Here is a 21371-nt window from a genome sequence, read left to right on the forward strand (position 1 = left end):
TCCTCTCATGGACAAAAGCTGGGATATGGACGGATGGAGGTCAGATGGTCGGCAGAGCGCTGCCGGAGCGCGCTGAGCGTCCTCGCCAGGCAGACGGCCGACAGCAGGCCGGTCAAGGCCGAGGCCAGGAACATTGCTGCCAGCAAACCTGAAAAGCCGAAGAACGGCGGCAGAAGAGCCAGCAGCGGAAAGAGAAGATAGCCATTCTGCGCCAGACCGATGACAACCGCCGCTTTCGGTCTGCCCTGGGCCTGGAAGAGGATCAGCACCGTTTGCCGCAGGCCGAACAGCAGAAGGGGAAGATGGGTCGCAATGATCGCCTGCGCTGCGATCCCGATCACCACTGCGTCGCCGGTGAAGAACGAGGCAAGCTCTTCGGAGAAAACGAGCGCCCCCAACCCGTATGCTCCACTCACCGCACTGGTGACCACTGTGAGGATACGGGCTGCCGACAGCATCCTGGCTGTGTCGCCTCGACCCCAGGCAAAGCTCAGGATCGACTGGGCTCCGAGTGAGATGCCGATGACGGGGAGGGTTCCGACCGCCAGCAGCCGCAAGGCAATCCCGACGCCGGCAATGCCGGCTTCTCCGTGATAGGTGCCGGCGAGCGATACCACGGCCGCAATCGCGCCTGCGGTTGCGAGACTGGTCAGCGTCGTCGGTGCGCCCACAGCAAGGACAGGTCTGAGATAACCGATATCTCCCCACCGCCAGCCAAACGTCAGCCGGACCGTGCCAAGTCGCCTGGCGTGGTAGGCAGCATAGATGCAAAGCGCGACGAGCTGGGACAGGATGGTTGCGATTGCAACGCCCTGCAGGCCGAGGCCGAAGCCAAAGATCATGATCGGGTCGAGGATCATGTTCAGCGCAAAGCAGGCAACCAGCGTCCACATGCTGAAGCGGGCATTGCCCTCTGCGATCGCCAGGAAATCGAGAATAATCTGCGCCATCGTCAGCGGCACCGAGACCGCAACGATCATCAGATAATGTTGTGCGAGCGGCTGAAGGGCAGGCGTGGCGCCGAACAGCAGCAAATCTGGAAATGCGACGATTGCGATGGCACTTGCCGCGCCGAAAACGACGCCGGCAGCAAGACTGATCGAGGCAATGGCGCCGGCCCGGGATCGGTTGCCGGCTCCGAGCGTGCGTCCGACCTCCGTTGCGACACCGACGCCGATCCCCTCGCCAAAGGCGGCGATGAGCATGAGGACCGGCAGGACGATCATGATCGCCGCGATCTGGTCTTCACCGATCATCCCGACGAAGATCATGTTGATCGTGTGATGGGCGGCATTGATCGACAGGCCGAACATGGCCGGCAGTCCGAGCCGAAGCAGCAGCCTGAGAAGCTCAGGACTGGCAAGGTCTTCCGGTGCGAGACGCTGCCGTCTCCGGAAGCTGCCGCTGACGTCGCTCATATCGTTCATGATGCAGGCACCCAAAGACGATCGCCGAAGAAACGCTCGCGGCCGAGCATCACCAGGAGCGCTCGCTTGTGCGGAAAATCGAAATGTTTGACCTTGGCAAAACCGGAACGATCGAGGTTGCGGATCTGCTGTTCGTGACTGGCGCGCGGCTCGCCGACGATGCGTTTCGTGCGCGGATCGTCGAGGAAGATGAAATGCATCAGCGAGGGAAGCCATGCGCTGATCCATTTCTTGCCGCGATAATCGGGCTCGCCGATCGCGACATGCCATCCGCGATCATAGTCGTCGGCATCGTAAAAGGGACCGAGCCGGTTCTCCTTGGCCCAGTAGACCTCGAAATAGCCGAAGGGGATGTCGGCGAAACTGCCGATCAGCGGCAGGACATGCGGATCGGCGATCCTCTCTTCCAGGATCTCCCGATGTTTGTCGATCGAACCCGCATCCTCCCAGATCGTGTTGACCTGTTCGTCGTTCATCCAGCGATGAAATGCTGCAAGATCGGTCTCCGGATCGGCCACCGTGAAGGTGATTTCCCGTTCCAGCCAAGGGATGAAACGCCTGTAGATCGTGCCCTTCGGCTTTGCGGGTCGACGCGGATGATACCGGCCCGCGGTCATCTCCTGCACGGGCGGCAGCGGATAGGACAGCTGCGGCAGCCACAGTGAGGGCCATTGCCACAGAATCGCCGAATCGAGCCTTCCGCCTGCATCCGCAATATGCGGCGGGAGGCTTGCCTGATGCCCTTCGAAAACGACTGAGGTGATCGAGCGATCTTCTGCCGTTAAGGCTTCGGCGGCCGCCATGAGAAGCTCCGCCGATTGCACCGGATCGCCATGGTAGAAGGTCACCGACGCGATGCCGGCCTCAACCTCGAATGTGGCTTCGTGGTGGCCGTAAGCGGTCTTGAGGTGGATGAGATTGGGGGCGAGGCTGACGTAGCTGCGCGACTGCAGAGCGCGCCTTTGTTTGACGGCGTCGAAATCCATGACGTTCTCCTTGGCCGGTCGAGGACCGGCCGGGCTTTTGGCGCTGCGAGCATGAAGCGTACTCTTGCGCCGATTTAGTAGAATGACGAACCATCTCTCGCTGGGTTTAGGGGTAAGCGAAGAAATAAATTCTCATCAATTTTCTAAACTGCAGCCTGCCGGATCCGTCACTTGCGCATGACCATCATCACCGCAGGAGCTGCGAATGGATAATCTTGAACCTCACGACGATCTCTGGATCGCCGTCATCGACACCGAGCGTCGCTACTCGGTCTGGCCGCAGGACAAGCGGATTCCCCTGGGCTGGGAGCCGGCGGGCTTTGCCGGTTCGCGCCAGAAATGCCTGGCGCATATCGCTGACGTCTGGACGGATCCGCGCGCCCTCTCCTTGCGCTCGGCAATCGCCGGCGATGCGCGTCTCTGAAAACGGCTGGATGGCACGGATGAACAAACAGATCACAAACTTCGCAGATGCCTACCCGACCGATGTCGCAACGGACGCGGTCTTCGAGAGCTTCCCGCTGACGATCGCGCAGAAGCGTATCTGGTCGCTGGAGCAGATCGGCAACGACACGGTGTTTCCCGACCAGGTCATTTCGCTGCGATTGAGCCCGGCGGTCGACGTCAAGACGATTGCCGGCGCCTGCCGGATGCTCGTGGCGCAACATCCGTCGCTTGCCACCCGGTTCCGCCGGCTGGCGGGCGGCCGCGTCGAGCAATACTGCGGCGCTTTGAACGCAGTGCCGATCGAGATTGTCGGCGAAGGCGCTGCTCTTGCGGAGGCCGATGCGTTGGCCGCCCAGAAAGCCTTCCGCGACCGGCGCTTCGATCTCCTTGCTGGTCCGCCGGCGCGTGTTCAGATTATCTTGCTTGCCGATGGGCAGTCGCTTCTGGCGATCCTGCTTCATCCTGTGATCTCGGACGACCGCGAGAAGTCTATTCTCGCCGGCTCTCTGACGCGAATTCTCGATGGCGCACCTGCCGGCGACACGCAGCCGGCCGAAATCTTGGCCGGAACGCGGGAGGCTGAGTGGCTGCAGACGGAGCAGGCGCAGGAATCCCTCTCCTATTGGCGGAACACGATCGGTCTCGATTATTCGGCCTCGACCTTTCCCACCCGCTTCAACAGCGGCGGGCTGGCAGGTGTGGCGCGCGCTCAGCATCGATTTTCGATCGAGCCCGATCTCTGGGAAAAGCTCGGGCGACATGCGCAGCAAAAGGGATATCAGGTCGAGCGCGTGCTTCACGCCGCCTTTTGCGCGCTGCTGGCGCGCTACAGCGGCAACTATGCTTTGCTGACCGGGCTCCTGATCGCGCGGCCGCAGAAGGAATACCTTGCGAACCGCGGCCGTGCCGAACAGGTTCTTCCCCTCATCCTGTCGCTGACATCAAGAAGCTCTCTCGACGATGTCATCGCGGCGATCTCATCGGCGACGGAGGAGGGCCTTGCCCGGCTCGTGCCGCTGGAGCGCATCACCCAGGAACTGGTCGTCGATGAAGCGGCTGCCCAGGAAGCTGTGGTCAAGGCGCTGTTCGAATTCCGCGAGCCGTATCCGGTCCCCAGGCACGCAACCAATCTGGAACCACTGGGTGCGCGCGCCGACAGCGAGCTTTCCCTGGTGATCGAGGCACGTCTGGATGGGGCTGCATCCGGGCTGATCGATTATGCGCAGGATCTCTATGACAGCGCGCTGATTGCCCGTGTCTCCCGGCATTTCAGCCTCGTGCTCGAGCAGATCGTCGCGCGAGACAACGTGCGGATCAAGGACATCGAACTGGTGGGGAGTGACGAGCTCGACTGGTTGTCGGCGCCTTACGAAGACGAGGTGGTCAACGATGACAGGCCGGTCCACGAGCTGATATCGGCCCAGTCGCGCCAGACGCCGGAGAAGACGGCGATCGTCTATGGTGACGAGGAGTGGAGCCATGGCTGGCTGGAAGCCAGCACCAACCGCCTCGCACATCGGTTGCGGCATCTGGGCGTTCGAGCCGAGGTGACGGTCGCCATCTTCATCAAGCGTTCGCCGGAGGCTATCGTCGGGATCCTCGCGACACTGAAGGCGGGCGGCGCCTATATCCCGGTCGAGCCCGACCATCCGCCGGTCCGCAACCATCACATTCTGCGCGATGGCGGTGTCAAAATCGTTCTGACCCATAGCTGGCTTCGCCATCGGCTGCCGGAAGAGCTCGACACCATTATCCTCGAACTCGACAAGATCGACCTCGACGGCGAGCCGGATGCGCCGCTTAATGTTCCGATCCACAAGGATCAGCTCGCCTATGTCATGTACACCTCCGGATCGACCGGATTGCCGAAGGGCGTGGCCGTCGAGCACGGTCCGCTGACGCACCATCTGCAGAACACCTCGCGTGTCTACGGTATGAGCTCGGCGTCGCGCGAGCTGCCGTTCCTGCCTTTCAGTTCGGATGGCGGGCACGAGCGATGGATGAACCCGCTGATGGAGGGTGGCAGCATCATTCTTCCCGACCAGCCGCTGTGGACGCCGGAAGAGACATTGACGGCCATGCGCAAGCACGGCGCCAACAATGCGAGCATTCCGACCACCTATCTGCAGCAACTGGCGGAATGGGCTGACATTACCGACGGCGCGCCGCCGATGCGGCTTTATTCCTTCGGCGGCGAGGGGCTGGCGCAGCCGACCTTCGATCTTCTGTCGCGGGCGCTGAAATCGGAATGGCTGATCAACGGCTACGGTCCGACCGAAACGATCATGACGCCGATGGTCTGGAAGGTGAGGGCCGGCACGAAATTTCAGGGGGTCTATGCTCCGCTCGGTCGTGCTGTCGGATTAAGGCGGGTCTATGTGCTCGACCCCGATCTCAATCCTTGCCCGATCGGCGTCACCGGCGAGCTCTATATCGGCGGCGAGGGTATCGCACGCGGCTATCTCGGCAAGCCGGACACGACAGCGGACCGCTTCATCCCCGATCCGTTCTTCACGGAGGGCGGCAGGCTTTATCGCTCCGGCGACCTGACGCGTTGGCGTGATGACGGAACCGTCGAATTCGTCGGTCGTGTCGACCATCAGGTGAAGCTTCGCGGCTACCGGATCGAGCTTGGTGAGATCGAAGCGGCTCTGCTTCAGCAACCCGGCGTCGGCGAAGCTCTGGTCGTCCTGCGCGATGACGATGCCGGCGGTGAAAAGGCGCTCGTTGCCTACGTCGTTCCGAAGAAGGACGAGACGTTGAACGTCGAGACGATCCGCGCCGGTCTCGAACGTAGCCTGCCGTCCTATATGGTGCCGGCTGCCGTGGTCGAACTGGAAAAAATGCCGACCAATCCGAACAGCAAGCTCGATCGCTTCGCGCTGCCGGCGCCGCAGCCGGTCAAGCGTGCCATCGTCGAGCCGACGACCGCGCTTGAAGAAGAGGTGCTGGATGTCTGGCGGCAGGTTCTCAAGCTGGAAGCGATCAGCGTCGAGGACAATTTCTTCGCGATCGGCGGCAATTCGCTGGGCGCGATCCGCATCCTTTCGCAGCTGCGGCAGCGCCGGCCGAAAACCCCGCTCACCGTCGCCGATATCTTCAACAACCCGACCATACGCTCCTTTGCCGGCGTGGTGGAGCAGGGCGACGAGCGGGATATCTCGGAAGTGATCGTGTTGCGTGCTTCCGGCGCCAAGCCGCGGCTCTATTGCTTTCCGGGGCTTCTCGTCAGCACCCGTGAATATGTCAAGCTCGTCGATTATCTCGGAGCCGATCAGCCGGCGACTGGCTTCATTTGCCACTCGCTTTCCGAGAAAAAGGCAGTCGGCGCTCCGGTCGAAGAGATCATCGAGAGCTATGTCGATTACATCAGGATGCATAGCCAGGGAGCGCCCTGCTATTTCCTCGGCTGGTCGTGGGGCGGGCTTCTGGCCTACGAGGCCGCCCGCGCCCTCGGTGATGAGGTCGACGTCAGGATGACGGCAATGGTCGACGTCTGCGATCTCGGATCGGAATTCGCGATCGGAGCAAAGCCGAGGTTCCGGCCGGGCGAGCGCGATGAGCTTCATCGAGACGTAGAGGCATGGCTTGGAAAAACGGCGATGCGCCCCGAATGGGACCGGCTGTTGTCGACGATGGACGCGGATACTTACGATCAGTTCCTGCGCTTTGTCGGCGACGAAAAGGACCCGCTTCCAAACGACGGGCCTGATATCAGCAGTCGCGAGCATACGTTTTGGGTGCTGATCGACAATGCCCTGATCTTCCGCAAGCACCGGCTGGTTCCCCACGATGTGCCGATCTATCCCTGGGCTGCCGACGACAGCCTCAACCGCGGCCTCAATCTGATCGACTGGCGCCGCCTGTCGCCGCGGGCGCGTGCGGCCGAAATCATCACCGGCACCAACCATCTGCACATGATCGGGTCTCCCGCCTTCCACTCAAGGCTTGCCCTGCGTCTCAAGGAAACAGAGAAGGATATCGCATGACCGTCGCTTTTGCCCGCAGGGATGCCGAGCCGCTGGATATTGCCGGCATCGGCATCGGCCCCTCCAATCTGAGCCTCGCCTGCCTGTTCGAGTCGGCACCTGAGATCAGAAGCCGTTTCTTCGAGCGGCGAGAAGCGTTCGACTGGCATCCGGGCATGATGATGCCCGGCGTCGAACTGCAATCGTCCTTTCTGAAAGACCTCGTCACCCCGGTCCTGCCGACCAGCCGCTGGTCATTCGTCTCCTATCTGGTTGCCCATAAGAGGCTCTACGCTTTCCTGAACGCCAATTATGAGGCCGTTCCCCGGCAGGAGTTTGCACGTTATCTCGCCTGGGTCGCCAACGGCCTGGACGGGTTGCGCTTTGGCACGGAGATCCGCGACGTCGAGCACCGCGACGACCGCTTCTTCCTGCGGTTCGACAACGGGCAGGAAGAAGCGCGAAACCTGGTGATCGGCACGGGATCTTCGCCCTTCGTGCCCGACTGGGCAAAACCGTTTCTGGGTGCTGATTGCTTTCACAACAGCGAGGCCAAATCGCGTCTCAGCGATCTCGGCGCTGCCCGCATCGTCGTGGTCGGCGGCGGTCAAAGCGGCGGCGAGGTCGTCGAAGCCCTGCTTGCCGATCCCGATTCCATGACGGAGCTGACATGGATCAGCCGGCGTCACAATTTCGAGCCGATCAACGACACGCCGTTTTCGAACCAGGTCTTCTCACCGGAATACGTGCAGGCCTATCTGAAGCTCGGCGGCGAGCAGAAGCAGGCCGCTTTGAAGAACTCGATCCTGACCAGCGACGGCTTGTCGATTTCGACGATTCACGCGATCTATCGACGCCTCTATGCGTTGCGTTATCTCGAGCCGAGCACGCTCAACGCATCTCTGGCCCCAAATCGTGATGTGATCCAGATGGAGCGGAACGGCAATGCCTATCGGCTCATCGTCAGGAACCAATTCGACGGTGGGATCGAGGTGCTGCATGCGGATGCGGTGGTTCTGGCAACCGGCTACCGGTTCCGATTGCCCGATGCTCTCGGCTCGCTGGGCGACAGGATAACGCTCGACAGAAACGGCTATCCGCTTCTCAATGACGACTACACGATGCAGTGGACGGGTCCGAGGGCCAACCGGCTGTTTGCGCAGAATGCAGGGCGATACTCGCACGGTATCGCCGACTCTCAGCTCAGCCTCATGGCCTGGCGCAGCGCAACCATCGTCAATGCGCTTCTCGGCCGGCAGCACTTCGATGCGGAACCCGACAATGGGCAACTCGCCTGGGCGACGGAGACAACTTCCGCACTGCCTCATCAGCTCCGAGCCGGCTATTCGGACGGCATGCTATCGTCCTGAAACAGGCGCGTCGAAATGCCGGGGGACCCGGATTGAGAGCAAGCAGCCAGCGCGACGACGTGCTGGCTGCCGCTTTCGACCAGACGGTGATGCCAGCGCCGATCGCGATCGCCGCCGACCATGACGGGGATGCCATCCTTCCAGGAAAAGGCGACATTGCGGGGATCCTCGTGCAGCCCGACGCCGAGTGCCTTCAGATGGCTCTCCTTCAGGGTCCAAAGTGCAATGGCCGCGCGCCCGCGTTCGGACGCAGGCAATTCCGCGAGCCAGCGCCGTTCGTCTGCACTGCAATAGCTATCCACTGCCGTCGCTTCGATCTCGGTGTCGGCGCGTTCGCAGTCTATTCCCAGGTGGTCACATGCTGAAGCGACAGCAACCGCCACAAGCCCGTCGGCATTGGCGAGGCTGAACTGCAGCCTGCCATCTCCCCCAAGCCTTAGCTTGCCGTGCTTGTCTGCAGACAATACGAGCTTGCTCGGCGATGTCCCGGTATGCATGCTCAACAGCCGCCGCAGGAGATACCGGCCGGCAATGAACGAGGTCCGATCTCGCTCGAACCGGTAGGTCGCGGCGCGATCCCGTTCATCCGACGAGAGCGACTGCATCCAGCGGTTCCAGTCGCCTCCGTTCTCGGAATACTGCCAGAGCGCGATTTCAATGTCGGCAGGTTGGTTTTCTGAGTGCTGCATGGATCCAGTATGTATTCCGCGGACCGATTGGCAAGCATGCAGGTGCTTGCGACGTCACAGACGGCAGGACACCTGCGTGAGCGGATCGGCGGTTCCCGCCCTGAAGGCGATTGGCATTCCAACGCTCTTTCTCCGTGGCGAAGATGACCAGATCGTGCCGATCCGAATCAATGTCGACCGATCCGTTTCTTGGTATCGAAACCTGATGGTGCTGACATTTTCGCTCGCCATGGCTCCTATTTCATTGGCTTTCCAGGAACTCTAAGTCGCAGGGTGTCTAATTGATCGCGGAAGTATGGATCTGCTCAGAAGATCTTAGGAAAGAGAGCGGGACCATTGTTTAGTTAATACTAAATTATTGAATCTGGTGCGAGATCTTGCATCAGCCGGCACGCCGGTCGTCCCAGCTACCTTCGAGGAGACCCGCATGAAGCGCCCGAGTATCAAGCAAGCCCTGATCTTAAAGCTGTCGATCATCAGCCTGTTCCTGGTTGGCCTGTCCTATGTCTCGCTGAGCACGATTTCGACACTTCGCGGCAATACTGAGCAGATCGGGACCTTCTGGATGCAGCGGCTTGTGACGGCTCGCGAGATCAAGGATGACTTCCTCGACCTGAAATTGGTCCATGCCCATTACCTCCTGGAGGATACAGCGGAGGAGCGGAATGTCGGGCAGCAACGAATCGATGCCGCCGTTGCCACGCTCGAGAAAGTTGTCGCCGAATACGAAAAAGGCGTCCGCACCGAGCGGGGGCGCGAACTGATCAATCAGATCAAGCCGGAACTCGCCAAATATCGCGCGCTGGCAGAGCAGATGATTGCGTTTGAAAATGACGGAAAGACGCCTGAAGCAATCCGCTTCTTCAAGGAAAATATGGAGCCACAAGCCGAGCTGGTGAACAAGGCGGTGGCAGATCTGGCTGCTTTTATTCTCAGCCAGGCCGAAGGCTTTGTGGCCGCGAGCGGTGCTTCCGCACAATCCGCTTTCATGCTGACGGCCACGATCGCAGCGCTGGCCGTGCTTCTTGCCGTGGCCGGCATCTTCTTTGCCATTTCGGGCATCGCCAGCCCAATCCGAAGCATCGCCTCCGCTATGAGGCGCTTGTCGGATGGCGATCTTGACAGCGATATTCCCTATGCCGGTCGCGCCGACGAAGTCGGCGAGATGGCCGGCGCGGTTGAAATCTTTCGGCAGAATGCTCTCAACGTCGTCAGGCTCGAGAAGGAAGCCGCCGAATCCCGCAGCGAGAGCGAGGCAGCGCGCGCCGCAGCCCAGCAGCGCGCCGAACGCGAGGCGGAACAATTGCGCTTCGCGACCACAACATTGGGCGAAGGCCTCCGGCGGCTTGCATCAGGTGACATATCCTTCCAGCTTTCGGAGCAATTTGCGGCCGAATACGAAGCCTTGCGCGAAGACTTTAACGCTTCGCTCCGTCAATTGGGCGCGACGATCGGCGCCGTGCTCGAGACGGTATACAGCATCGATAATGGTACCGGTGAGATTGCATCTGCCGCGCAGGATCTTTCCAAGCGTACCGAACAACAAGCCGCCTCTCTCGAGGAGACGGCCGCAGCCCTGGAAGAGATCACGTCGAATGTGACGATGGCGACCAAACGCACCGAGGAGGCGCGCAATGTCGCCAAAGAAGCCGATATCAGCGCTCAGCGGTCGGCAGCGGTCGTCTCGGAGGCGGAAGGGGCCATGCGACGCATCGAGGACAGTTCACAGCAGATTTCGAACATCATCGGTGCAATTGATGAAATCGCCTTTCAGACCAACCTCCTGGCGCTGAATGCCGGCGTTGAGGCTGCCCGTGCGGGTGAGGCGGGCAAGGGTTTTGCCGTTGTCGCCCAGGAAGTCCGTGAGCTCGCACAGCGTGCCGCTCAAGCGGCCAAGGAAATCAAAGGCTTTATTCAAAAGTCATCCGCCGATGTGGAAAATGGCGTGAAACTGGTTCTTGAAACCGGAACCTCGCTCAAGTCGATCGGTGAGCACGTTGTCCAGATCAACCAACTCATGGATGCGATTGCCACATCGGCGCGCGAGCAGTCGACTGGACTTGCCGAGATCAATACGGCCGTCAATCAAATGGACCAGGCGACCCAGCAAAATGCGGCAATGGTCGAGCAATCGACGGCTGCCGTTGCCTCATTGTCCTCCGAGGCAGGCCGCCTGCGGGATCTGGTCAACCAGTTTCAATTGGACGGCGACAAAAGCGCGGCGGACGGGCAGCGCAGCGGACGGGTCTTTGAAGGCAACAGGCCAATCCACTTGGTCGCTTCGCGGCGCGTGACGCAAAGATGAAGCACAACCGACTCCAGATCGAATACACGAGATAACTTGAATGCCGTCCTGATGATTGCCGAGCATATGCATCCAGCGGTTCCAGTCGCGTTCGTTCCCGGAGCACTGGCCAGAGAGCGATTTCACTGCCGGCAGGTTGGTTTCTGATTGCTGCATGGATCCAGTATGTGGCCGTTCCGGCTATTCGGCCGGCGTCACGCGGGTCCAGAACGCGTTGAACACGACCGAATCGAAGAAGGCCGAGGCGCGGACGATACGGCCGTCGCGCATGTCGAGGAACCAGGCATAGGTGTTGGCGTAGGGCTCCCCGTCGCGGGCGATGCCGCGGGCGTCGAAAAAGACGATCACAGTGTCGCCGTCGGCATAGACGTTGCGGATCGCGGGCTTCAGCGGCGCCTTCATGCGGGCATTAAACGGGCGGATCACTTCGCGTAAAAACGCCTCGCGACTGGGATAGGTCTTCGATGCCAGCGAATAGCCCTCGATCGTCCAGCGGGCGTCGTCGGCGAGGAGGTCATAAGGGCTGCCTGTGCCGGCCGCCCACGCTTCAAAGCCAGCCTCGACGGTCGTCTTGTTGCGGCGTTCGGTTTCGGTCAGCGTCTGCGGTGCAGCGCGCGCTTCCAGCCCACCCAGAGCCAATATGGTGGCGGCGATGCCGAGGGCAGCGTTGAAGATGCGGCGGACAAAGGATTCCTGGCTGCGGACTGTTGCGGTTGCGGTGGTGGACATGGGTTCCTCCAAGGATCGGGTTGGTGGCGCGACACCCGCTGGCCGGGTGCCGCTTGCAGCGCTCGCCGCCAAAAACGCTGATCAGATCTGGTTTTCCCAGGCTCTCAGCTGATGCTCCTTCAGCATGTCCTCGACCACCTTCGGAACCACGTTGCGGAACCTGCCGGTGTCGGCCGGGACGACGTCGATCATACGGTCGATCATTTCCTTCGGGTCCATCTTACCTTCGGGGGTGGCGAAGAAATCGTCGAAGCCCTTGCGCAGATCTGCGCGCTTGGTGAAGTTCTTGCTGTCGTCCAGCCAGCGGAACGGATTGTCGGCCATCGTTTCGTTGTAGCCGGTGTAGTAGGCGCCCGGATTGATCGTCTGGATCTTGATGCCATAAGGGGCGAGTTCCTGCTGCAGCGCTTCGGCGATCGCTTCCAAAGCGTGCTTGGTGGAGACGTAGGTGCCCCAGTTGGCCGGAGTGAAGAGGCCGCCCATCGAGGACGTGAAGACCACCTTGCCCCTCTTGCGTTCGCGCACCCATTTCTGCACGACGCCCTGGGTCAGCACCAGCGGCAGGAAAACGTTGACTTCGTAGTTCTTTCGAACGAGCTCGATCGGGATTTCCCAAACCGGGCCGGCTTCGCCCATGCCGGCATTGTTCCAGAGGACGTCAAAGTCCCAGCCCTGCGCCTGCTTGATATCGTAGGGGTCGGTCAGGTCCAGACGCTCGACGCGGAAATTCTTGAGTTCGAGGGCGGCGACTTCCTCACGCAGCGGCGTGACCTGCGACGAGACCTGCGTGGTCGCGATGATGCTGTGGCCGTTCTTGGCCATGCCGATGGCGGCAGCCTTGCCGAAGCCGGAGCCTGCACCGGTGATCAAAATGGTCTTGGTCATGCGACATTCCTTTCGATACTTTGGGGTTGGTCAAAATCAGGGACTGGCACAAGCATCACGCGACGGCTGCAGCCGCTGCCTGCGCGATTTCGAGATCCTGCGGCACCGCTCCGCCGGAAACGCCAACGGCGCCGATCACCGTGCCGTCGCGGGCGAAAAGCGAGATGCCACCAGGAAAGGGAGCCAGGCCGCCGTTGGATAATTCGAGGGCATGGGCGGGAGCGCCGGGCTTGCAATATTCCCAGACGGCCTCGCTTGTAGTTTGAAACAATACCGCCGTCCGGGCTTTGCCCATAGCAAGGTCGATCGAGCCGAGCACTGCGCCGTCCATTCGGCTGAACGCCTTGAGATGGGCTCCGGCGTCCAGGACCGTGATATTGACCGGCACGCCGATTTCTTGAGCCCGCGCCTCGCCTGCGGCGATGATCCTGCGAGCTTGGTCGGTGGTAATCATCTGCCTGCCTCCTCTTTTCGTTTGGGGATGAGTGCTCCCCGTTCGATGAGACAGCTGTAGGCCGGAAAGAGTTTTGCAGTATTTTCAGCTCTTGCTGCGCTATGTGCAAATCTTGCGCTCCTGCGTGCTCGCACGAACGGCGAACTTCTCCGGCAAGCGGATATCGCTAGAGCGGTTCAGCTTTTAACGAAAGCGCAGAACCGCTCTATCCTTTTGTTTTACGCAATTCCGGACGGAAACCCGCTTCGCACTTTTCCTGGAATTGCTCTAACCGGTGATGAGCGTGCGGTACTGGCCGGGCGTCAAGCCGGTCATCTTGCGAAAGACGCGGGTGAAATTCGCCTGCGAGCCGAAGCCGGTATCGAGCGCGATCTCCACGAGCGAGGATCGCGCAAGCCGCAGCTTTTCCTTAGCCGCCTCGATCCGTCGCTCGGTGACGTAGCGATGCGGGGTCAGGCCGGTGGCTTTGCGAAACATACGGGCAAAATGAAAGGGGCTAAGGCAGGCCTCGGCAGCAAGGTCATTCAGCGAGATCTGTGCGGCGATGCGGGCTTCGATGAAATCGAAGACGCGTTGCAGCCTTTTTGGATCGATGGTCGGCACCCGCGCGGCAGGATGCCACCGACCAGACGAATAGGTGCCGAGCAGGTGCGCCACCAGCGCCATCTGAATCCCGTCGAGGAAGAGTCGATCGGTCGCTTCTAAACTTCGATTCAACAAACCGCGAAAGAGCTGACCGATCTGCAACACCATGGGATCGGGGACGCCGCCCGCATAGGCGAGCTGCACCCGGGCCGGATCGATATCAAAGTTCGAAAGCGCGCTCTCACCGACGAGCGACGGCGGCAGGAAGATGTGCAGGGACTCGGGCATGGTGCCAATGATTTCTACATCACTCTCATGGACACCCGCCGGACATATCCAGGCGACGCCGGGGCGAGCGATAGCCTCCTGCTGGTGACCGTCACCAGTCCACCTGATCTTCGACTGACCCGAGAGCAGGACGGCTATCTCCGTGCATTCGAGTGTAAGGTCGACCTGCCAGCCCGGATCGAAACGCCGGAGCTCGACCTGCAGCGATGAGCACTCAACGAGCCCGCCCACTCGCTCGCTGGTCCGATACTTTTTGTCCCCTTGCGATTCTACGAAAGTCATGTCGCATCCATGCCGCGAAGACAGATCTAAACTCGAATTGTTCAGTCTCGGCTGGCCGATTTCCGCCGCCACGCTGCCATCAATCTGCAATCATCTTTGATTTATTAAAGGAATATTTTTCAGGCACGCCGCCCTGCTGTCAGGGGCCCGCGTATTACTATCAGGATTTTGCCTGAAATTCAGGCGAGCGCAAGTCCAATAGCCCGAAGTGATGCTGCCACGGTCTTCCTGCCTCTTTTGTCGCAAGACATCGTGGAAGACGGCGATATTCTCATATCCCGCCGCATCCTGTAGGGTCGCGGGATCTGCGGACCTATGGGAATATTTCAGAGAGATCGATGAAGAAGACCTTCAATCCGGCCTCGGTGCGCCGGCCTTTTGGAAATTACAATCACGGCCTGCTGGTGCCGCCCGGCGCATCGCTTCTGGTCACGTCGGGTCAGCTTGGTATCGGTCTCGACAATACTGTTCCGAGCGATATCAGTGCTCAGGCTGAACTCTGCTTCGAGGCGATCAAGGCGATCCTCGAAGAGGCGGAAATGAGTTTTGCCGACGTCATCCGCATTTCGGGCTTCGTCACCCGCCGTGAGGATTTCCCGGCCTATATGGCCGTGCGAGATCGCTATACGCTCGATCCGAAGCCGGTTTCCACCTTGCTCGTCATCGGCGGCTTTACGCGCCCCGAGTTCCTGGTCGAAGTCGAGGTTACGGCCGCGAAAATCTTCTAAAAGCGCTCCATCGCGCCTCCGACACGGGCGAGGAATTTTGCCCGCGTCTCCGGCGTGCAATTGTTCATGTCGTAATGGGCGAGGAACGTCACCGGCCTCACCGGATTGATCTGCGCCCTCAACACCCTCTTGACGATCTTCTTCGGCGGATTGCCGGCTGCAAAGGCGCGGAAGGGCGTTGCTCCGTAGGTCAGGACGGCTGCAAGCTTGCGGATGTGGCGCAGCCGCGATTCCACCTTGCCGTTGACCAGCTCGAAGGAAACGCCCGGCAGCCAGACTCGGTCGAAATATCCCTTGAGGATCGCCGGAAAGCCGAAGTTCCAGATCGGGGTGCAGATCACCAACCCCTCGGCCGCCTTCAACCTTTCGACATGCGATTCCACCAGCTTCAGATTTTCCGGATAGTCGTGATAGGCGAGTCGGTCGTGGCGCGAGAGCACCGGATCGAACTGCTCTTCATAGAGGTCGCAGCCATCCACCATATGCCCGGCCTTCTGCAGGCTCTCGACGGTTTGCCGGTAAAGCGCCTTGCCGTAACTTTCCTCGACCGGGTGAGAGTGGAGGACGAGAACCCTCATGAGGCCTCCATCAGGGCCGCCAGGCCGGGGAAGAGATAGTTCTTGCCGGCATTGAAATCGAAATCGGGATTTTCCCACGCAATCATCTTGCCGGGATTGAGCAGGCCCTTCGGATCGGTTTCCTGCTTGAAGGCGAGCTGCACCGCGTCGGTGCGCTTCATGCCGCCTTCTTCGAGCGTATAGCGGTGCGGGTTGAAGATCGGGCATCCATTGTCCTGGTGGATCTTGATGATCTCCTCCAGCCGCTCCTCGGTGGTATAACGCACCAGCGGCAGGCCGGAGCACTGGATCTGGCCGTCGAATTTGATGAATTCGAGATGACCCGGCACTTCGTCACCGAAGATCTCCATCATCTTCCGGACCTTGGCGACATGATCGGGTCCCGGATATTGAACCTGCAGATAGGTGAATCTCGGATCGACCTTCAGGGCACGCAATGTCGTGTGGTTCCAGGCGAGCTCATAGGCATGCGGGATGCCGCGCATGCTTTCCACCTTGTCGGAGCGGAACATGATCTCGCCCTTCTGCGCCGCCGTGAAAGCCAGAAAGGCATCCATGGAATGTGGCGCGATCATCAGTACGACGATCGACTGGTCCTGACGGATATAGGGCTTGTGGCGGGTGAAATAGTCGTAAGGGATGGGAGCTGCGATCGGCGCGATCTCCTTGACGAGAATGCCATTGCATTTCGCCAGCGCGTCGGAGAAGCGCACCGCCTCCATGAAATCGTCATAACCGACAAGCACATCGACCCAGTCATAGGCGGGTGCAAGCGGCATCTCGATCTCGGTGATGATGCCGTTCGTGCCGTAGGCGTGGCTCACCTTCTGGAGATCCCAGCCGGTGAGATCGAGCACGCGCGGTTCGGCTTCCATGGTGACGACGCGCAGGCGCAATATATTTCCGAGGTCGCGCAAGCCGCCCCAGGTGATCGAGCCGACGCCGCCGGAACCGCCGGCGATGAAGCCGCCGACCGTCGCCGTCTGCGCGGTGGAGGGGTGGAAGCGCAGCTCCTGGCCGGAATGGGCCTTGGTCTGCTTGTCGAGTTGGGCAAGTACGATGCCCGGTTCGCAGACGACACGGCCGGGATGGATCTCCTTGATCTTGTCCATCGCCGCAAGGTTCAGCACGATACCGCCGGAAAGCGGCATGGCCTGGCCGTAATTGCCGGTGCCGGCGCCGCGCGGCGTGACCGGCACGCCATGCGCATAGGCGACCTTCAGCGTCCGGATGACCTCGTCCTCGGTCTTCGGCGTGACAACGAGATCGGCGGAAACATTGTCGAGCTGCGCCTTCAGGATCGGCGAGTACCAATAGAAATCCCGGCTCTTCTGGCGCACCAGCGCCGGGTTGTCCTCAACGGCGATGCCCTCGAGTTCTTTTTTGATCTTCTGATAATCGGCCATGTCAGGCTCCAACGACGCTATCGAGTTCACGGTAATCCGGCAGGCTGCGGTCGATTACCTTGCCGCGGCGAAGCACGACGCGGTCAGCCTGAGGACGGGACAGGAATTCACTCCAGCGCCGCGCGCTGAAGAGCACGAGATCGGCCGGATCGCCGGCGGCGATACGGCCCTTGTCCGGTCGTCCGACGATGGCGGCGGGCGAGGTGGTGACGACACGGGCGGCGGTATCGAGCGGATGGTCGAGATGCAGGATCCGGACGGCCTCACGGAAGACCTCGACCGGATCGAGATCACCATAAGCATAGAAGGGGTCACGAGTATTGTCGGATGCGACCGCAGTCGCGACGCCGGCGGCGGCCAATTCCTTGAATAGCGTGACGCCGCGCCAGCGCGGGGTGCGGTCGGGATGGCGGTCCTGCAGATACATGTTGCACATCGGCAGCGCGATGACCGCGATCCCTGCCTTGGCGACCAATTCGACGGTGCGCGCGGCGGTGTCTTCGTCCTGGCGGGCGAGCGAGCAGCAATGGCCGGCGGTCACCTTGCCCCCGAACCCGTTGCGCAGCACGGCCTCGGCAATTGCCTTCAGCGTCTCGGCGCCGCGGTCATCCGTCTCGTCGACATGCAGATCGATATTTAGGCCATGCTCCGCGGCAGTCCTGAAGAGCGTGTCGAGCTGCCAGACAAGCTCCGGCCCCATCCGTGTGACGCCGCCAAGCAGGCCGCCGCTCTGCCGGATTGTTGTGACGAGATCGGTAAAGAAGGCGCTGTCTGCCATGGCATCCAGCGGGAAGAGGGCGACCGCCTGCAGTGCGATCCTGTCTTTCCAGGCATCCCGGATTTCGGCAAAGACCTCGAAGGAGATGCGATGCTGCGGCGCAAGCGAATCCAGGTGCGTGCGGATCAGGCTGGTGCCATGGGCATAGGCGGAGCGGAGCGAGAATTCCATCCGCCGCTTGACGTCTGCTGCCGACCAGTTGGCTTCACGGTCGGCCCTGACGGCATCGAGCGCGCCCATGAAGCTGCCGTCGGGATTGGCCTGGCGCGGCCAGATATGGCCCTTGTCGAGATGGGTATGGATATCGGCAAAACACGGCCAGACCATGCCGTCCTTGAGATCGATCCTGGCATAATCGGCGGGTGCGGCGCCGGCCGGCCGGATGGCGGCAATCATGCCGTCGCTGATGACGATATCGACCGTGGCCAGTCCTTCCGTGACCGGCACGCCGACATGTTCGACGGTGATGGCGGGCACTGTCGCATTGCTCAGCACGAAGCGGGCCGCATTTGGCGGGGATATGAAGGAATAGGTCATCAGTTTTCCCGTTTGATGCTGCTTTCATGCCAGCGGTGAAGGCTCAGCCAGGCAATGAGGGTGGTGAGGCCGAAGATCGCTACGCCAAGCATGGAGAGCATCAACAGCGCCGCGAAGAGCCGCGGGATGTTCATCCGGTACTGCGCTTCCAGCAGGCGGAAGGCGAGGCCGGAGCCGGCACCAGCGGAGCCCGCGGCAAATTCAGCGACGACGGCGGCGATCAGCGCAAGCCCGCCACCGATGCGAAGACCGGTCATGAAATAGGGCTGGGCGGCCGGGATCTTCAGATGGATCAGCGTCTGCCAGCGCGAGGCACCATAGAGCTCGAAGAGGTTGATGAGGTTATGGTCGACGCTCTTCAGGCCCTGCACCATGTTCGAAAGGATCGGGAAGAATGCGACGAGGAAGGCGCAGATGAGCAGCGCGACCTGCGTGGAGGGAGCGTAGATCAGGATCAGCGGCGAGATCGCCACGATCGGCGTCACCTGCAGGATAACGGCGAGCGGATAGAAGGCGATCTCGATCCAGCGCGATTGCACCAGGAAGATTGCAAACCCCACGCCGCCAATCAGCGCCAGCATCAGCGAGATGAAGGTGATCTTGGTCGTGACCCAGAGGGCCGGCGCAAGCGTGCCCCAATCATTGACGAAGGCAGCGGCCACCGCGCCGGGACCGGGCAGAATGTATGGCGGAACGCCCGAGAGCACCACGTAAAGCTCCCAAGCGATGATGAGCACGGTGATGACCAGGAAAGGCACGGCGATGCGCAGCGCCAGCTCACGCCGCCGGGCGTTCGCCGGTTGGGAGGCGGGCGGGGATACGGCTTCGGCGGCTTCGATGCTTTCGACGCTCATCAGTGCTCCTCCGATCCGCCCATCGCCTCGATCAGCGAACGGGACGCCTTTTCGCAGGCCTGCCGATATTGTTCCGAGGTTCGATAATGCGAATCCCGCTCGAGGCTGGTGGTCAGCGGAAAATCGGCATGCACGCGGCCGGGTCTCGCCTTCATCACCACGATCCGGTTCGAGAGATAAGCGGATTCGAAGACCGAATGCGTCACGAAGATCACCGTAATCCCGGTCGTCTTCCACAGCCGCAGTACGTCGTCGTTGAGCTTCTGGCGGGTGATCTCGTCGAGCGCGGCAAAAGGCTCGTCCATCAGCAGCAGCTTCGGCTCTGTCACCAGCGCGCGGGCGATCGACACGCGCATCTTCATGCCCCCGGAGAGTTCGCGCGGATAGGCATCGGCGAAATCCTGAAGATTGACGGTCGCCAGCGCTTCGGTGATCCGGTCGCGGGCTTCCGCCTTGGAGATCCCGCGCAGTTTCAGCGGCAGGTAGACGTTGCCGAAAACGGTCTTCCACGGCATCAGCGTCGGCTCCTGGAAGACGAAGCCGATATCGCCTTCAGGCAGGCCCTTCGAATTGATGCGTGAACTTGGCCAGTCGATCTTGCCCGCGGTGATGTCGCCAAGGCCTGCGATGATGCGCAGCGCCGTGGACTTGCCGCAGCCGGAGGGGCCAAGCAGGCTGATGAATTCGCCGCTTTCGACCGTCAGCGACATGCCCGAAAGCGCTGTCGTGCCGCTGGAAAAGACCTTCGACACCGACTGCATGACGACCAGTGGCCGCTTTCTCGCCTCCTTGGAAGGCGCCGCCTTGGTTTCGGCTAGGGACATTTTCTCGCTCATTTATCGAAGGAGTGCGGTCCGCCGCCAGACGAGCGGCGGACCTGGCCTGGGAGGCTTATTTCTTCAGCGCCATTCCGGTGCCCTTGCAGACGAACTTCGTCGTGAAGGCCTTGGTATAGTCGGTGTCGGTCTTGAAGACCTTGATAGCGGTCATCTCGTCGAAGAACTTCTTGTAATGGGCGTCGGTGATGCAGCCGATGCCCTTGTCCAGGCTGTCGCCGGATTCGATGATGCCGTATTCCTTCATCTTGGTGACCGAATAGGCGATCTGGCCGTCCGTTATTTCAGGATTGTCCTTCTTGATCAGCGCGTTCGCCTTGGTGTTGTCGCCGTAGAGGTAATTGTACCAGCCCTCGATCGAGGCATCGACAAAGCGCTGCACGACATCGGGCTTGCCATCGATCATCGCCTGCGTTGTCGTGATCATCGTCGAATAGGGTGAGTAGCCGTTGTCGGCGAGCAGGAAGACCTTTGGCTCGAAGCCTGCCTGCTTCTGGATCTCGTAGGGTTCGGAGGTCAGGTATCCCTGCTGGGCAGACTCCTTGTCTGCGAGGAAGGGGGCGGGACTGAAGTTATAGGGCTTGTACTGCTCGTCCTTGAAGCCTTTGAAGTTGGCTTTCATCCATTCGAAATAGGTGAGGTAGCCGTCCTTGCTGAGGAACAGCGTTTTCAGCTTGGCGAGATCCTCGAACTTGTCGACGCCGTTATCCGGATGGGCGATCAGTACCTGTGGATCCTTTTGGAAGATCGCGGCCACATCGACCAGCGGAATGCCCTGCTCGACGGCGGATATTTCTCCCTGAGGACCGCCCATGTAGAAATCGAGCTTGCCGGAGATCAGCAGCGCGCTGTTTGCAGCATTCGGGCCGCCCTGGACGATGGTGACGTCGAGGCCGTATTTTGCATAGGTACCGTCGGCAACGGCTTGGTAGAAGCCGCCATGTTCCGCCTGGGCAAGCCAGTTCGTCCCGTAGCTCACCTTATCGAGGGCAAGCGCCGGCGAGGCGGCGGCAAGCATCGAGGCAAGGCCGAGGCAGCTCAGAAATTGCATCTTCGTCTGTGCTTTCAACATGGTCGGCAGTTCCCCTTTTTGACCGAGGGAGGCCTTGGTCGGCCTCCTTTTGAGGGAATTTGAGCCATTGCCATGCGCTTTGAAAAGCATCAAAATTCGTGCGCATTGATGCCTTTTCGGCATCTGTCGGAAAGCTGAAGATAATTTGTGCGCCCTGCGCAAAATTT

Annotated in this window: 19 protein-coding genes; 6 read left to right on the forward strand and 13 right to left on the reverse strand. The window is 60.8% G+C overall.

Annotation, left to right across the window (positions count from 1 at the left end; translation table 11 throughout):
* Positions 1-5: 5 nt before the first annotated feature.
* Complete coding sequence (locus B5P46_RS02845) at positions 6-1427, reverse strand: MATE family efflux transporter (protein WP_129417368.1); 1422 nt, start codon at positions 1425-1427, stop codon at positions 6-8.
* A complete protein-coding gene (locus B5P46_RS02850) occupies positions 1424-2413 on the reverse strand; it encodes a GNAT family N-acetyltransferase (protein WP_129417369.1) in 990 nt (329 codons plus the stop codon). Before B5P46_RS02850 ends, B5P46_RS02845 begins: the two co-directional genes overlap by 4 nt.
* 205 nt (positions 2414-2618) lie before the next feature.
* Here B5P46_RS02850 and B5P46_RS02855 point away from each other — a divergent pair, with 205 nt between their 5' ends.
* The 3 genes from B5P46_RS02855 to B5P46_RS02865 are packed head-to-tail and all read left to right on the forward strand — an operon-like array spanning position 2619 to position 8198.
* Complete coding sequence (locus B5P46_RS02855) at positions 2619-2837, forward strand: MbtH family protein (protein WP_129417370.1); 219 nt, start codon at positions 2619-2621, stop codon at positions 2835-2837.
* 19 nt (positions 2838-2856) lie between these two features.
* Positions 2857-6849 carry a non-ribosomal peptide synthetase gene (locus tag B5P46_RS02860; protein ID WP_129417371.1) on the forward strand — a complete coding sequence of 1331 codons (3993 nt, stop codon included), beginning with the start codon at positions 2857-2859 and terminating at the stop codon, positions 6847-6849.
* Entirely contained in the window at positions 6846-8198 is a 1353-nt protein-coding gene (locus tag B5P46_RS02865; RefSeq protein WP_129417372.1) for a lysine N(6)-hydroxylase/L-ornithine N(5)-oxygenase family protein, read from the forward strand. The genes B5P46_RS02860 and B5P46_RS02865 overlap by 4 nt, the downstream gene beginning before the upstream one ends.
* On the opposite strand, the gene B5P46_RS02870 is transcribed toward B5P46_RS02865, so the two are convergent.
* Entirely contained in the window at positions 8171-8887 is a 717-nt protein-coding gene (locus tag B5P46_RS02870; RefSeq protein WP_129417373.1) for a 4'-phosphopantetheinyl transferase family protein, read from the reverse strand. The two genes, B5P46_RS02865 and B5P46_RS02870, sit on opposite strands and share 28 nt — an antisense overlap.
* A gap of 76 nt (positions 8888-8963) precedes the next feature.
* Here B5P46_RS02870 and B5P46_RS02875 point away from each other — a divergent pair, with 76 nt between their 5' ends.
* Together B5P46_RS02875 and B5P46_RS02880 are read left to right on the forward strand one after the other, a co-directional pair.
* Entirely contained in the window at positions 8964-9152 is a 189-nt protein-coding gene (locus tag B5P46_RS02875) for a hypothetical protein (protein WP_129417374.1), read from the forward strand.
* 162 nt (positions 9153-9314) lie between these two features.
* The gene (locus B5P46_RS02880; RefSeq protein ID WP_129417375.1) at positions 9315-11192 is read left to right on the forward strand and encodes a HAMP domain-containing methyl-accepting chemotaxis protein; all 1878 of its coding nucleotides are present in this window, start codon (positions 9315-9317) and stop codon (positions 11190-11192) included.
* A 180-nt stretch (positions 11193-11372) separates the two neighbouring features.
* Here the strand turns inward: B5P46_RS02880 and B5P46_RS02885 are convergent, their stop codons facing one another.
* The 4 genes from B5P46_RS02885 to B5P46_RS02900 all read right to left on the reverse strand — a co-directional run bounded on the left by B5P46_RS02885 (position 11373) and on the right by B5P46_RS02900 (position 14415).
* Positions 11373-11921 carry a nuclear transport factor 2 family protein gene (locus B5P46_RS02885; RefSeq protein ID WP_129417376.1) on the reverse strand — a complete coding sequence of 183 codons (549 nt, stop codon included), beginning with the start codon at positions 11919-11921 and terminating at the stop codon, positions 11373-11375.
* Between the two features lie 81 nt (positions 11922-12002).
* On the reverse strand, positions 12003-12806 hold the full coding sequence (locus B5P46_RS02890; RefSeq protein ID WP_129417377.1) for an SDR family oxidoreductase: 804 nt from the start codon (positions 12804-12806) through the stop codon (positions 12003-12005).
* A 55-nt stretch (positions 12807-12861) separates the two neighbouring features.
* On the reverse strand, positions 12862-13260 hold the full coding sequence (locus B5P46_RS02895; protein ID WP_129417378.1) for a GlcG/HbpS family heme-binding protein: 399 nt from the start codon (positions 13258-13260) through the stop codon (positions 12862-12864).
* 267 nt (positions 13261-13527) lie between these two features.
* A complete protein-coding gene (locus tag B5P46_RS02900) occupies positions 13528-14415 on the reverse strand; it encodes an AraC family transcriptional regulator (protein WP_129417379.1) in 888 nt (295 codons plus the stop codon).
* 338 nt (positions 14416-14753) lie between these two features.
* Between B5P46_RS02900 and B5P46_RS02905 the strand changes: the two genes are divergently transcribed.
* Positions 14754-15143, forward strand: a complete 390-nt coding sequence (locus tag B5P46_RS02905) for a RidA family protein (protein ID WP_129417380.1) — start codon at positions 14754-14756, stop codon at positions 15141-15143.
* Here B5P46_RS02905 and B5P46_RS02910 read toward each other — a convergent pair.
* The 6 genes from B5P46_RS02910 to B5P46_RS02935 all read right to left on the reverse strand — a co-directional run bounded on the left by B5P46_RS02910 (position 15140) and on the right by B5P46_RS02935 (position 21204).
* Positions 15140-15721, reverse strand: coding sequence for an NAD(P)H-dependent oxidoreductase (locus tag B5P46_RS02910; RefSeq protein WP_129417381.1), 582 nt, complete (start codon positions 15719-15721; stop codon positions 15140-15142). The genes B5P46_RS02905 and B5P46_RS02910 overlap by 4 nt on opposite strands.
* Entirely contained in the window at positions 15718-17127 is a 1410-nt protein-coding gene (locus B5P46_RS02915) for an FAD-binding oxidoreductase (protein ID WP_129417382.1), read from the reverse strand. Before B5P46_RS02915 ends, B5P46_RS02910 begins: the two co-directional genes overlap by 4 nt.
* A gap of 1 nt (position 17128) precedes the next feature.
* Complete coding sequence (locus B5P46_RS02920) at positions 17129-18442, reverse strand: cytosine deaminase (protein ID WP_129417383.1); 1314 nt, start codon at positions 18440-18442, stop codon at positions 17129-17131.
* Positions 18442-19296, reverse strand: a complete 855-nt coding sequence (locus B5P46_RS02925; RefSeq protein ID WP_129417384.1) for an ABC transporter permease — start codon at positions 19294-19296, stop codon at positions 18442-18444. The genes B5P46_RS02920 and B5P46_RS02925 overlap by 1 nt, the downstream gene beginning before the upstream one ends.
* The gene (locus B5P46_RS02930) at positions 19296-20120 is read right to left on the reverse strand and encodes an ABC transporter ATP-binding protein (RefSeq protein WP_129417385.1); all 825 of its coding nucleotides are present in this window, start codon (positions 20118-20120) and stop codon (positions 19296-19298) included. Before B5P46_RS02930 ends, B5P46_RS02925 begins: the two co-directional genes overlap by 1 nt.
* Before the next feature lie 67 nt (positions 20121-20187).
* Complete coding sequence (locus B5P46_RS02935) at positions 20188-21204, reverse strand: ABC transporter substrate-binding protein (protein ID WP_129417386.1); 1017 nt, start codon at positions 21202-21204, stop codon at positions 20188-20190.
* Positions 21205-21371 lie beyond the last annotated feature (167 nt).

The organism is Rhizobium leguminosarum (assembly GCF_004123835.1).
Taxonomy (GTDB): Bacteria; Pseudomonadota; Alphaproteobacteria; order Rhizobiales; family Rhizobiaceae; genus Rhizobium; species Rhizobium leguminosarum_M.